At 50.5% G+C, this 12,670-nt stretch carries 9 protein-coding genes and 1 pseudogene; 3 read left to right on the top strand and 7 right to left on the bottom strand.

What is annotated here, in order from left to right:
* Positions 1-35: 35 nt before the first annotated feature.
* The 3 genes from P40081_RS16965 to P40081_RS16955 all read right to left on the bottom strand — a co-directional run bounded on the left by P40081_RS16965 (position 36) and on the right by P40081_RS16955 (position 5,636).
* The gene (locus tag P40081_RS16965; RefSeq protein WP_042137054.1) at positions 36-998 is read right to left on the bottom strand and encodes an ABC transporter permease; all 963 of its coding nucleotides are present in this window, start codon (positions 996-998) and stop codon (positions 36-38) included.
* 142 nt (positions 999-1,140) lie between these two features.
* Positions 1,141-4,143: a glycosyl hydrolase gene (locus P40081_RS36440; RefSeq protein ID WP_052421863.1), complete on the bottom strand. Its 3,003-nt coding sequence runs from the start codon at positions 4,141-4,143 to the stop codon at positions 1,141-1,143.
* Positions 4,144-4,301: 158 nt separating this feature from the next.
* Positions 4,302-5,636, bottom strand: a complete 1,335-nt coding sequence (locus tag P40081_RS16955; protein WP_042137051.1) for a WD40/YVTN/BNR-like repeat-containing protein — start codon at positions 5,634-5,636, stop codon at positions 4,302-4,304.
* A gap of 42 nt (positions 5,637-5,678) precedes the next feature.
* Here P40081_RS16955 and P40081_RS38555 point away from each other — a divergent pair, with 42 nt between their 5' ends.
* Entirely contained in the window at positions 5,679-5,831 is a 153-nt protein-coding gene (locus tag P40081_RS38555; RefSeq protein ID WP_156118635.1) for a hypothetical protein, read from the top strand.
* 52 nt (positions 5,832-5,883) lie between these two features.
* On the opposite strand, the gene P40081_RS16950 is transcribed toward P40081_RS38555, so the two are convergent.
* Together P40081_RS16950 and P40081_RS16945 are read right to left on the bottom strand one after the other, a co-directional pair.
* Positions 5,884-6,555, bottom strand: a complete 672-nt coding sequence (locus P40081_RS16950; protein WP_156118634.1) for a WD40/YVTN/BNR-like repeat-containing protein — start codon at positions 6,553-6,555, stop codon at positions 5,884-5,886.
* Between the two features lie 589 nt (positions 6,556-7,144).
* Positions 7,145-8,354 (bottom strand): annotated as a pseudogene (locus P40081_RS16945) (IS110 family transposase).
* A gap of 410 nt (positions 8,355-8,764) precedes the next feature.
* Between P40081_RS16945 and P40081_RS36435 the strand changes: the two are divergent.
* Both P40081_RS36435 and P40081_RS16935 read left to right on the top strand, forming a co-directional pair.
* The gene (locus P40081_RS36435) at positions 8,765-9,919 is read left to right on the top strand and encodes a YARHG domain-containing protein (RefSeq protein WP_052421862.1); all 1,155 of its coding nucleotides are present in this window, start codon (positions 8,765-8,767) and stop codon (positions 9,917-9,919) included.
* 294 nt (positions 9,920-10,213) lie between these two features.
* Entirely contained in the window at positions 10,214-10,636 is a 423-nt protein-coding gene (locus P40081_RS16935; protein ID WP_042137047.1) for a VOC family protein, read from the top strand.
* Positions 10,637-10,758: 122 nt separating this feature from the next.
* Here the strand turns inward: P40081_RS16935 and P40081_RS16930 are convergent, their stop codons facing one another.
* Together P40081_RS16930 and P40081_RS16925 are read right to left on the bottom strand one after the other, a co-directional pair.
* A complete protein-coding gene (locus P40081_RS16930) occupies positions 10,759-11,436 on the bottom strand; it encodes an ABC transporter ATP-binding protein (RefSeq protein ID WP_042137046.1) in 678 nt (225 codons plus the stop codon).
* Positions 11,433-12,557, bottom strand: coding sequence for an ABC transporter permease (locus P40081_RS16925; RefSeq protein WP_042137045.1), 1,125 nt, complete (start codon positions 12,555-12,557; stop codon positions 11,433-11,435). Before P40081_RS16925 ends, P40081_RS16930 begins: the two co-directional genes overlap by 4 nt.
* Between the last annotated feature and the right edge of the window lie 113 nt (positions 12,558-12,670).

Here is a 12,670-nt window from a genome sequence, read left to right as displayed (position 1 = left end):
ATTTCTGCATCTATACCGCTTTGAGGCTGCTTCGCTCACCATAGGCTGGAGCCCATTTTTCTGGCTGCTTTATTGGCTAGCGCCAGCAGTGTTACACTGACAACTGCCTTGAACAACCCTGCTGCTGCCGCGTATGAGAAGCGGTTATTCAGAATCCCCATCCGGTACACATAGGTATCGATCACATCCGACACATCACGGAGAATCGGATTCGTGGCCAGAATGAGAATATCTTCAAACCCGGCGTTAAGAATATTGCCCACCGCCAGAATCATGAAGATGATAATGACGGGCCGGATACAAGGCAGTGTGATCAGCTGGATCTGCTTGAATCTCCCCGCCCCGTCGATGGAAGCGGCTTCATACAGATGCGGATCAATTCCGGCAATGGCAGCCAGATAGACAATGGCGGCAAACCCCATTTCCTTCCACATCCCCGTCCCTACGAGAATACCCCAGAAATACTCCGGCACAGACAGAAAGCTGATCGGTTCAGATGTTAGATTCAGACTCATCAGCAGCATGTTAACGCTTCCATTATCAGTCGACAGCATCGAGCCTACGAAACCGCCGACGATCACCCACGAGAGAAAATGCGGCAGATAGCTGACGGTCTGCACGACCCGCTTGAACATCATACTCCGGACTTCATTCAGCATCAGCGCCAGCAGTATCGGTGCCGGGAAGCCGAAGCAGAGCTTCAGCAGACTGATCACCATCGTGTTGCGCATGACTCTCCAGAAGTCCGGGGAATTGAAGAAAGCCTCGAAATGCTTCAGGCCCACCCATGGGCTGTGTAAAAATCCGCCGAACAGCTGATAATCCTGGAAAGCCATTAGAACTCCGTACATGGGCAGGTAACTGAAAATAAAGATGAAGATCAAAGCAGGCACTACCATCAGCTGAAGATCCCATTGTCTGATCCAGTTATTCCACCAGGATACTGCGTTTCCTTTCTTCCGGACGGGCAATCTCCGCTCGATTTCCACATTGGTCATCCTTCCTGTTTCTTTGCTTTACACCTTCATTCTATGATCTCCAGGAAGGAGCTACCAGTAGCGCAGCCAACGAAAACTGTGGTCCAGCAACGGAGATTTTTTTAGGGTTCACTTTGGTTAGTTAGAGTTAGTTAGAGTGGGCTTATTCTTCCTCCACGGGCAATTTGATAGCTTTTACATCGTCTATATACAGTGTTCCGCTTCCCTGTGTCCCGCTGCCTTGGGCAATATAGAAGGCGAACTCTTTAATGGAACCCAGATCGATGACGCCGTTGCCGCCGGTAGACCACCCGGGCCGCAGGAATTCGGTAAAAGGAATGCTAACAAGCACTGGAGTTGTGCCTTGAACCGGAATACTCGCTTCCCATACCTCACCGTTCGTCTCATGAAACTGAACCGCAAGCTGCCGGTTCGAGCCATCCGGCTGCAGCCAGAAGGAGATGGCTTCCATCCCCGGCCATTCCTTGCCCATGCTGCGGTATAACCCCGCATAGCCGGGATTGCCTACCGTATAGTCCAGCTTAAGCCCGTAGGTACCGCTGTTCAGATGGTAAGTGTCCAGCGTGACCGTTGCCAGGTTACCGGAGACATTCCGCTGCCATTTGGCACGCAGGCTGCTGTTCGAGCTGCCATACTGTTCGAAATCATCAATGAGATAACTGTCCGCAGGCGGCGGTACATACGGGCCGTTGCCTGTTTCGCCGTTATGGAGTGCACGCGGATTGCTATAGAGCGCTTGAATGGCACTGAGTGAATTTTTGTCGGTCAAATATTGTGACCAGGTCATGAAATACGCATACCGGGGCTGCTTCTCCATCAGCATATCCATGTCCGGCAGCTCCCCGTTCTCTCCTATAGCAATCGGTCTGCCGCCGCTAAGCTGCACAAGCTTGTTGTAATACGTATCCCGGTAATCGTTGTTATAGATATCCATCGCCAGCACATCTACGGCATCATGACCGGGATAATAAGGAGCAGAATCATAGGCCCATGAGCTCTCGGCATTCGGGCTCCATACCCAGATCAGATTATCCAGACCATGCAGATGGGTGAAACGGTCATACATATTGTCCCACAGCTGCCTGAACAGCTCCGGCCGCGCGCCCCACCAGAAGAATTCGGCATTCATCTCATGATAAGGCCGCCACAGCACCGGAATGCCTTCGTCTCTCAGCTGGGCAAGATATCCTGCAACTTCATCCACTTGAGCAGCCCACTGATTGTAGAGTGCAGTCCCCGGAGTAACAATCTCCGTCATCTGAGCTGCCGTTACATCTCCTGTGACACTTTCCCATCCGGCGGTGGCAGAATCCATAGGACGGGGCTCATGATACGTCAGGGTAATAATGCTGCCCGTATGACCTTTGTTGATCGCCTCGTCAATCATGGCCTGGCGCAGGGCGCTGAAATCCCCGCCGGTATAATAGGCGAAATCCGAACCCCAGATCGCCGGATAATATCCGGTTAATTCTGCTGCTGTATCATACCAAAGGGATGGCGCTTCATAATAATTATGCTGGCCTGTATACACGGCGCTGCCAACCGTGGCATAGAGCCGGTCCAGAAGTGCTGCCGTTTCCTCCGACGCTCCCGGATTCACCGGGAACATCTTGCCGGTAGTGAGCTCCAGTGAACTCGCCGCCGACACTGCCGTCCCTTCGCTGACTGCTGTCACCTTCACCTCATAGTGACTCTCAGGTGACAGACCTTCCAGCTTATAGGCATACAAGGATTGACCAGGAACATAAGGCACCGTTATACTGCTCCATTCAGTATCCGCCGCCTTTTTGAAGGTAATGCTATAATTCTTCACACCAAAAGGACCCGTAGCTGCCAGCCACTCCAGATCTGCGGACACCCCATCAGCACGGTTCACGGTAAACCCTGCTGGCGCCCCAGGTGCAAGGTCCTCTGGAAGCTCCGGCAGCTTGCCGATATATACCTGATCCAGGAACTGATCCGTCCCTGTCTGATTCTTTGCTGTCAGCTGCATATATTCGGTGGTACCTGTTGTCCGCAGCTGATTCTCCGAGCGTGCCCATACCGAAGCAGTATTTGTGATCAGCGGATGCTCAGTTTCAGAGGATTCCTGATAGACACTGAGGCTTACGGTAGATGCTTGCGGGGGTACAGCTGCTGACCTGGTCCAGTAGGAAACCAGATAAGAGCCCTCCCCGTCCACAGGAATCTCCTCGCTTCTGATTGCCGAATTGCCCGTCAGGCGCGCCGCATATTGTCCAGCGTATGTTCCGTAGGTTGTTGTCTGCACTGTTCCCGTTTCGGTCCACGGGCTGATCGAAGCTGTTTCGAAACCGCCGTTAGTGAGCAGATTCACTCCCGGTGTCGCCTCCATCCCCATCACAGCACCGGAAGTATTGCCGGCCGTATCTCTGGAACGCAGCATAATGGCATACACAGAGAATGGATCAAGATTCTGCAAAGTATAGGTGTATGATGTGACGGTCTCCTGATGGGGAACCGATAAGGTATTCCAGCCGGAGTCTTCTGTTTTTTTGTAAGACAGCTGGTAAGATTCGACCGCCATATCATCTGTAGAGCCCGCCCAGGTCAGCTTAAGTGAATCCGGCTCATGCTCGGCTGTCCAGGTTCCGGGAGTTGACGGCCGTTCAATGTCAACATTCTCCCGGATCAAAGCGTCATCAATATAGTAATCTTTGCTGGTGCTGTTCCAGAAGGAGAAACGGATGTACTGCACCCCGGGAGCCGGTGTGTACAGCAGCTGCTTATACTCCCACTGGGTCGAACCGGAGAAATAGAGATATTGCTTCGTCTGCTGACTGCCGAAGGCATCCAGATCGATCGCCGCACTCGTCACTCCCGTTCCTGCGAATTTGACCCACAAGCCTACCCTGTAGGTTTTACCTTCCTGCACTGCTACGGACGCAGATGCCCCGCCTGTATTCCGCTTCACCTGAAGACTCTTCGTGCCACCATGCTTCTCGGCGGTTGTCACCACCGGACTCCCCCATTTCTCCCACGACACATCTCCCGCTTCGAAGCCGGGATTTCCAAGCAGATTCTCCCCTGCCGAATAAGATACCGCTGGCGGCAGGAGAATTGATGCAACAAACAGAGCGAGGGCCAGGCAACCATGCAACCATTTTTTGCTCGTTCGTGCAGCCACTTTGTTCAGTCCTCCATTTGAATAGAGCCGGATTATATTCGATGATTACATCGTCCGGCCCATCAAATGTAAGCGTTTTCCTTGAGACTCAACAAGAACCCGCAGCAACGAAAACTGTGTTTCAGCAATGACAACGCAGTTAAAAGCAGCAATACCCGCTACAGGCTGATTGTCCCGCGGAAAGCACCGTTGCCGCAGGTGACGGCAAGCACTTGTCTGACCTCACAATCAAGCGCAATCCCCTTCCAGCGGACAGCTCCAAGCGGGGCATGCTCCCACTCCTCCCAGGTATCTCCCCCATCCCGGCTCCAGGCCATTTCAGATTCTGTGGAGGTCCGGACCATCGGTTCGCTGGCCGATATCAGCACATCCTCTCCGTGTTCACCCCGCCCAACACAGAGTGCTGATACATTGAAGAGCTTGCCTGCCATAACCGGAAACAGCTTGTGCCAGCTCTGTCCGCCGTCACTGCTGCGCCATAGCCCTTCCGAAATAAACCCCGTATAGATTGTCCCCGGACAGGAGGGAGAGTACGCCACTGCGCTCAGTACTGAAGCCGGGCCGCCAAGCTGAAAAGGAAGCCCCTCTCCTATGAAATCCCAGGTGTCCCCATGGTCTGAGGATTGCCAAATCCCCTCCGTGGCTTCTCCGGCAATTAGCTGTCCTGCCAGATGCGGATTCGTATCCATGAGCTGGTTGGACCCGCAGGCATTCTTAACCTGATAGACTACAACGGACAGCAGCTCGGCTTCAATCCAGCGCTTCTGATGCGGAAGTGTCTCCACATAAGCCGGAGGCCGAAAAGCTGTGCGGTCCCATGAAGTGCCGCCGTCCCGCGACCGGTAGATTCCTGCGCCTGCACTGACTGCCCCGTCCACATAGGCATAATAGGTGCCCGGCTGATTGCCGTCCTCACGCAAAGCCTGCACGAATAACCCGGGACCCAGTGTTAAAGCTGCTCGGGCACGGTCTTCACCATCGTGGTATACAGCGATACAGGCTGTATTGCCGTGGCCGATGAGGCCGTACAGATACAATCCCGGATCTGCTGCGGAATTAACAGCCGCAGAGCTTCCGGAATAGCCGGACAGTCCGGGCAGATTGCGGAAGGAGAGACCGCCATCCTCGGTCACCTTCGGAGAATGGTCCGCCATGGTGACACAAAACTTGCCGGGCTGCAGCTTATCTGCTACCACCGCTTCCATGCAGGTGGTCTCAAGCCCCCGGAACTGCCCGGCCCGCCAGGTCATTCCGCCATCTCCGCTGTAGGCTACCCCATACCAGTTGCAGAGATAGAGGCGGCCTGGTGTGAACCGGTCTACGATAATCTTGGAGATCGCCCAGCCGGCAGCAGAAGCCCGTGAACCTCCGTTAAAGCTGTCCATGTATGCCGGAAAGCCGCTTAAATCATTACCCCTGTGATGATGCAGCAGTCTCCACCGCTCCGCGCCATCGTCTGTAACATAGAGCGGTATCGGCGGGATGTCCTGCATCTGCGGGCGCAGATCAGGTGCTGTATACCAGCGCTCCGGGACATGCCAATCCTGGACAAGGGTCCCGTACCGCTGCTCTCCCTTCAGCAGACCTTCTCCGGCAGACTGCCAGGTCTGCCCTCCGTCTGCACTGCTCTTGATGCCGCCCCAGATGCAGGCGGCCAGCAGCCGCTGCGGGTCCCGGCTGTCGAATGACAGCCCGGCAAAGCTGGGACCTTCAACCAGCAGCTCCCACGATTGTCCCGAGTCACAGCTGAGATACAGCCTGCCCGCCTTCCCCCCGCGGGCGGTCCTGCAGCAGTCCTAATATGCCGTACTCCCCCGGATCGGCATAATCCATATTCAGCTCCTCATCGCTGATCGTTCCGGCATATAACATACCCTGCTGATCCGGGTGAAAAGCTACACACCCGAAACGCTCCTCCGGAAGGCTGCTCTGCTCCCAGCTCTCTCCTTCATCCCTGCTGATCCAGAGTCCGCCGGTATACCCTCCGGCCGCTACAATACCGGGATGAAAGGGATCTACGGCAATGACCTCCCCGTACATCCGGGTCGGCCCGTTGCCGTAGAAGCCCATCCCGCCGCAGACCTCATACCAGCTGTTCCCGCCATCTGCCGATTTGTGCACCGCGCCGTAGAAGGTCCTGCTCCTCACTTCGCCGCAGCAGCGGAACATCACCTCCGGGTGATGACAGCTAATGGCAAAGCTCTGCACCTGATGGTGGTAAGCCTGGGTCATCCCCCGGTTCAGGGTCTCCCAGCTCTCCCCGCCATCACTGCTGCGGAAGACGCCCGCCACATCACAGCGGGCATATAATACACGGTTGTCCGCCGGATGCTGCAGCAGGCCGGTAATATAACCGCCTCCGCCCAGCGCCGCCGGCAGCAAGACACCTGGCAGATTCAATGAATTTCCCATGTCAGCTTCTCCCCCTCGCTCCAGTTCTTCTAAGCATAACTTGGAGCTGACCAGAGCGGCATCCCCGGCAGCAACGATATCTACCGCTGAACAAGGAATGTGAATCGCAGTACAAAGCTGCTTCTTTTCCAAATTCAAGGGCAAGTTCACCTTACATTACTGTCATTCAGACTTATTAGGGAGCAGCATCCGGGGAAGCACATTGTATTCGGTTTTTCGCATACATTGGCCGGGTTACCTTCGTATAAGCACATTGTATTCGGTTTTTCGAATACATCTGGCCCGGTTACCTTAACGGAAGCTCATTGTATTCGGTTTTTCGAATACATCTGGCCCGGTTACCTTAACGGAAGCTCATTATATTCGGTTTTTCGCATACATCTGGCTCGATTACCTTCGTAGAAGCACATTGTATTCAATTTTTCGCATACATCGCCCCGGGCAGGTGTTTCATTAGACTATACCAGCTAATAGCTTGTCAACATTACCAGTAAAGTGATTCTAAATCATGTGGTATAGTTAAAATGAGGCATGCCAAAAAACCCTCCAATTTTCTTTGTGTCTTGGAAGGTTATGCCAATAATATTTTTTAAATTGGACGAAATTCCTTTTTATTTTTTAAGATCGCATAGAGCCAATGGACGAGTTTATTTGCACATGCGATTAGAGCTACTTTTATGTGGTTTTCCTTCAGCTCTCTTACGTTCATAGAACGCTTTGATTCGCATATTTCGGGAGCGTATAAGTCCACACTGAACAGCCATCACCAGTGCGTAACGCAGCTGCCTGGAACCACGTTTCGTGATTCGGTTTCGAGTCGCTGTAAACTTACCGGAAGCAAAGACACTCGGGTCAATGCCTGCGAAGGCGACTAACTTCTTAGGATGATCAAATCGTTCGACTTCTCCTATTTCGGATAAAATTGTTGCAGCAATTTTATGCCCAATCCCGGGAATCGACTGAATTAATTCATACTCTTCAATTTCTTCAGCCAGAGCATCTATGTTCTGTTCCAGTTCAGCAAGATGCTCTTGGTATTGAAGAATAAGGGTAATAAGAACTCTCATATTGATTAAATGACTTGCATACATGGTTTGCTGAAATGGATTTTGTTTTGCCGCATCTACTAATCGTTGAACCCGTTGGTTAATCCAGTCCTCTGAACGCCCCCGTTTCGAAGAAAGCAGTTCTTTCATCTTAGCTCTAAGTGTATCTTCATCCGTCTGTAAAACTAAATATGAGGTTGGGAATTCACTTAAAAACCGCAGTGAAACACCGGAATACATAGCTCCAAACACGCCTTTATAACCCGGGAAAACCTGATCTAAAACAGCTTGGAATTGCAGTTTAGTCGATACACACATCTTTGAAAGAGTCTCATATTGCCTTGTAAGATAGCGCAGATTGAGAAGTTGCACACCTCTTTTCTTAAAAGGTTCAAACTCTTCCCTGTAGTACAACTCACCCAATAGGTAAGCGTCAGCAGCATCCGTCTTTACTTTACGAAGCTGAGACTTTCTAAGCCGATTGGAGATTAGCGGGTTAATGACAATGTAAATATAGTGATGTTCCTCTAAGAACTGAACAACAGGGCTTTGGTAATGTCCTGTTGCTTCTAGAATAAGCAAAGGACGTTGTTTGGATACCGATTCAACGTCCTTTAAAACTTGATGTAGATTTGCTAGGCCATCACGAGTGTGCTCGAAGTGGAATGTCCCTCTGAAGAGCTTTCCGCGCGCTAAAAAGGCTTGTCCATGACTTTCTTCTTTTGAAATATCTAGACCGACAACTGGATTCATTTCATCTCATCTCTCCCTGTAAGTTTAAATTCACCGGCATCCCTACGGTTCTTCTTGTCGCTCCATAGCATCGCTTGTTATACGGGATCTTACGTCCCAACCAGCCTCAATCATGGTCATGACAAGTAGGGTGAACATTATAGCGCTCGGGATCAAGTCCCACGGGCAGGTACGTTCGACCAGGCTACTTTAATCCTCTATGCAAATGAAAAAAGGATCAACCAGAAAGAACTGGTTGATCTCATAATACGAACGGGCAGGATAGCGAACATTCAAATCAAAAGGCGATACAAACATTCGCGGATTTCTCAGAAGTGGAAGGCTCATTTTCCTATACGCTAAATACCACTTTATGGTATATTTAAATGCGATTATCAAATCAAATTCCTATGACGAAGTGGGTCAACAAAATGGATTTTCGGAAGTTTCGGCTTACATATGGGGTAATTGCCCTGTCATTAATCATTTCTGGCTGTACTTATGCGGAAAAAGAGAAAGCCGCTGAAGGAGCGGTCAGTGATCTAGTTGCGGCAAAAGAGTCAACTGCGGCTCCTTCTACTGTTGCACTTGCAATACGGGAGTATATTTTGAAAGACAGCTCGAATGCGTTGCTGTCCCCTGAAAAGATCGGCAGTCTGGACAACCGTATTCTGAAGCTTGCGCGCAACGAGATATTTGCAAGGCACGGGTATGTATTTAAACAGAAGGATTTGAAGGACTACTTTGCCGCCAAGCCTTGGTATCATGCAGACTCTGCCTACAAGGAGCATCTTAGCCCGATTGAGAAACAGAACGTTGCGCTACTTCGTGACTACGAAGCCAAATACGCTGGCTATAAGCTCGAACCTTCTCATACAGATGACGTCCATTTACGAGGTTACATAGGTGATTCGGGCTTTAAACAGAAGAAGATGAAAGTGGATCTGAACGGAGATGGTCGTGAAGAAGATATCCAGCTAATACCGCCGGAAACGGAATTAGGGGTCTTCAAGCTGAAAGTGAATAACATCACGATGGAGGTGGACAGTGAGCTGCTTCCTTATGTGGATATTGTCGATCTGGATATTGACGATCCATATTTCGAGATTGCACTTCAAATGGATTCGCAGATGGTCTCTTTACGATCAACATCTTTCTATGCCTATGACGGCGAAACCCTCAAGCAAATAGGTGAGCTTCCCGATTTCTCGGCACACAGCTCAATGTATGACGGCCATGGGAGAGTGGTCAGCGCAAAAGAAAGCAATAACTTTCAGACCTGGTTCCGTAATTTGGTATTCCGTCTGGATGCCGAACATTCTCTCCATGAAGAGCAACAGGATTTTTATCCGATGGAACCACCGACGCCTTTAACGATCAAAAAGGAAATTGCCGTGCAGTTTCATAAAGATGGCACGGACGAAGCCTTTTCCCTGGAAGCAGGAGACAACGTGAAATTCCTGGGTGACGACAAGCAGGGCCATATCAAGCTTCAGACTAGCACGGGTAAGGAAGTCTGGTACACCACGGGTGATGAGTACGTCGACTATAGTATTTTTTTTGACGGGCTAATATTATATGATTAGACGGAGTATTTCGGCATAGGACCCGTTGCTACAAGTAGAGATGAACATTTATTTAATCTCACTGGTGACGGATTGACGAGAATCAACCGTTAAACTAACGGAGAACGTTAGCTCAATAACAGAAGGCAGCCGATCAACATGGTCAGCTCCCTTTGTTCAAAGAACGGGCCGTTTAACTCTTCCAAGTTCATTATTATTCCAGAAGGTTAGACAAATGACGGGCGGAGGATAGTTTGATTAACTTCTTCCCGATGTAATAAGATAATACTACTTGAATTGGAGGATGATTTAGAAATGATTCAGTCCATTGTACATATTGCTTTGGTGGTTAAAGATTATGATGAAGCGATAGAATTTTATACAAGAAAGTTGAATTTCACCTTAGTTGAAGATATCTATCAGCCAGAGCAAGATAAAAGGTGGGTAGTGATTTCCCCTCCGGGTTCTGTCGGCACTACAATTTTACTTGCTAGAGCATCAAAACCTGAACAAGAGCTGTTTATTGGCAACCAAACTGGTGGCCGGGTATTCCTATTTCTAAACACCGACGACTTTTGGAGAGATTATAATGAAATGGTTCTCAGGGGGATAGAATTTGTTAGAGAGCCCCAAGAACAGTCTTATGGAATAGTTGCTGTATTCAAAGATTTATACGGTAATTTGTGGGACCTACTGGAAATGAATGAAGATCATCCGATTTCCAAACGAGTTCGGTGATACCTTTTCATTTAGAGTTCTTCTAGAGTTTCACTAATAACGAAGATCATCCAATTTCCAAACTAACAAAAACTGAACCCCGTCCCCGGGATTCAGTTCTAACTAACCATCCAAGTTCTAACCTAAACTTGAACCAGCACGCCATCCTCCAGATGAAGCACACGGTCGCACCACTCCAGCATGCGGTCATCGTGCGTTACCATGACGGCTGCCTTGCCTTCGCTCCGCACCTCGTCAGCAATCATCCGCACTACTTCTCTTCCGCGGCTGTAATCCAGACTCGCTGTCGGCTCATCTGCGAACAGGATAGCCGGTTTGTTCATCCACGCCCGGGCAATGGCCACACGCTGCTTCTCACCGCCGGACAGCTGCTCGGGATACTGGTTGCGCCGCTCCCAGATTTCCAGACGCTTCAGCAGATAGGTTGCCCGAACCTTGGCTTCCTTCGTGGTGAGCTTAGCCAGCTTGGCAACATAGAGCAGCTGTTCCTCCACCTTCAGGAAAGGCAGCAGCTGTGCGCTTTGGAACATGAAGCCGATCTTCTGCAGCCTCAGCTCCGTCAAAGCCCCTTTGTCTTTGTCACGCAGCGATTCACCATCGATGAAGATTTCCCCGCTTGTTGGGGTGAGCAGAGCACCGGCGGCAGAGAGAAAAGTGCTTTTGCCGGACCCCGAAGGCCCCAGTACTGCTACGAATTCACCCTCGTTCACCGTAAAATCCAGGTTATTCAAAACAGTCATTGCCCCGTCTCCGTCCCCGTAGGTTTTGGTCACTTGCTTCATGATTAATTTGGCACTCATGCTCCAGTCCTCCCTATCGCTTCCAAGGCATCCACCTTGGCTACTCTTGCTACAGAAATCAGTGAACCCAGCAGCGACATTCCGATGAACAGCAGGCTGGTCAGAATCATCGTCTGCCCGTCCAGCTGGAACGGCATCGCATCCGGCAGCCCCATATTCATTCCGAACGTAAGCAGCAGGCTCAGTGCCAGACTGGCTACAGACAGAATCAGGACTTGGCCGACTACGCTCCAGGCTAAATAGGACATTTTGGTACCCATTGCCTTAAGAATACCGAACTGGCTGGTCTTCTGGATTGTGATGACGTAGAAGAATACGGCAAGTACAACTGCAGCAATAATGAACAGAAAGGCTATCATCATAAGCAGTGAATTCTGTTCAGCCGCATATCCGGGGACACTGGAAATCGCCTGTTTCTGGGTAATCACCTCTACCGCCTGCTGCTGTCCGGCAATTTCAGATGCCTGTGCAGAAGATACTTTTATCGCGATAACGTTGTAAGGAGCATTGCCTGTACTGTCTGAGCTGCCGCCCTGAACCGCCCCTTGCTTCATGGCCTGCCAATCCAGCTGGTTAATATATACCACCGGAGTGTGGCTGTAAGAGCTGTCTTTCACAAAACCGCTAACCGTCCAGCTCATGCCTGTTGCCTGATCACTTATTGTACTGCCGATCGTGACACCGGACTCTTCCAGCTTCGAATCTACCACGGCACTCCCTTGAACTTCATTGGTGATTCCAGCACCTTCCGTCACTTCAGGAGCCAGCATACCCGCCATATCTACGGCAAAAAAAGTAATGTCCGCCTTCACATCCGCATCGGCAGCAGTAATAGTACTGGTCTGCACGCCAAGCGGAGTTGCCTTCGCCTCCCCGGCTACCGCACGGGCTGCTGCAAGCTCCGATTCGCCTAACTGTGAACGTCTAAACGTATGGTCAGCGTCGCTCTGCACGACAAAATAATTCGCAGGCATATTCTCCAGTGCCGAGATATTCGCATAGGCAAGTCCTCTGGCCAGGCCCGTTACGAACAGAACCAGAAACGAAACCAGCAGCATAATCACCATTATGAGGCTGTAGCGTGCTTTGGAGTGCCTCATCTCCCGTAAAGCCAAAAACATATAACCACTCCTTCTAATCTGTATATCCACAGTTTAGAGGATGAAAATGAACGGAGTATGAATAAAGAATTACATTATACAGATTGAACTATAGACTTTCCATAACTGATGCT

The sequence above is a fragment of the Paenibacillus sp. FSL P4-0081 genome, from assembly GCF_000758565.1.
In the GTDB taxonomy this organism is placed as follows: domain Bacteria; phylum Bacillota; class Bacilli; order Paenibacillales; family Paenibacillaceae; genus Paenibacillus_AQ; species Paenibacillus_AQ phytohabitans.
The sequence above is the reverse complement of the archived record's forward strand: the minus strand, read 5'-3'. Positions and strand labels throughout refer to the sequence as shown.

Coding starts and splice junctions, on each gene's coding strand:
- P40081_RS16965 (WP_042137054.1), bottom strand. CDS start 998: ATGACCAATGTGGAAATCGAGCGGAGATTGCCCGTCCGGAAGAAAGGA.
- P40081_RS16955 (WP_042137051.1), bottom strand. CDS start 5,636: ATGCAGGACATCCCGCCGATACCGCTCTATGTTACAGACGATGGCGCG.
- P40081_RS38555 (WP_156118635.1), top strand. CDS start 5,679: ATGCCAATCCTGGACAAGGGTCCCGTACCGCTGCTCTCCCTTCAGCAG.
- P40081_RS16950 (WP_156118634.1), bottom strand. CDS start 6,555: ATGGGAAATTCATTGAATCTGCCAGGTGTCTTGCTGCCGGCGGCGCTG.
- P40081_RS36435 (WP_052421862.1), top strand. CDS start 8,765: ATGGATTTTCGGAAGTTTCGGCTTACATATGGGGTAATTGCCCTGTCA.
- P40081_RS16935 (WP_042137047.1), top strand. CDS start 10,214: ATGATTCAGTCCATTGTACATATTGCTTTGGTGGTTAAAGATTATGAT.
- P40081_RS16930 (WP_042137046.1), bottom strand. CDS start 11,436: ATGAGTGCCAAATTAATCATGAAGCAAGTGACCAAAACCTACGGGGAC.
- P40081_RS16925 (WP_042137045.1), bottom strand. CDS start 12,557: ATGTTTTTGGCTTTACGGGAGATGAGGCACTCCAAAGCACGCTACAGC.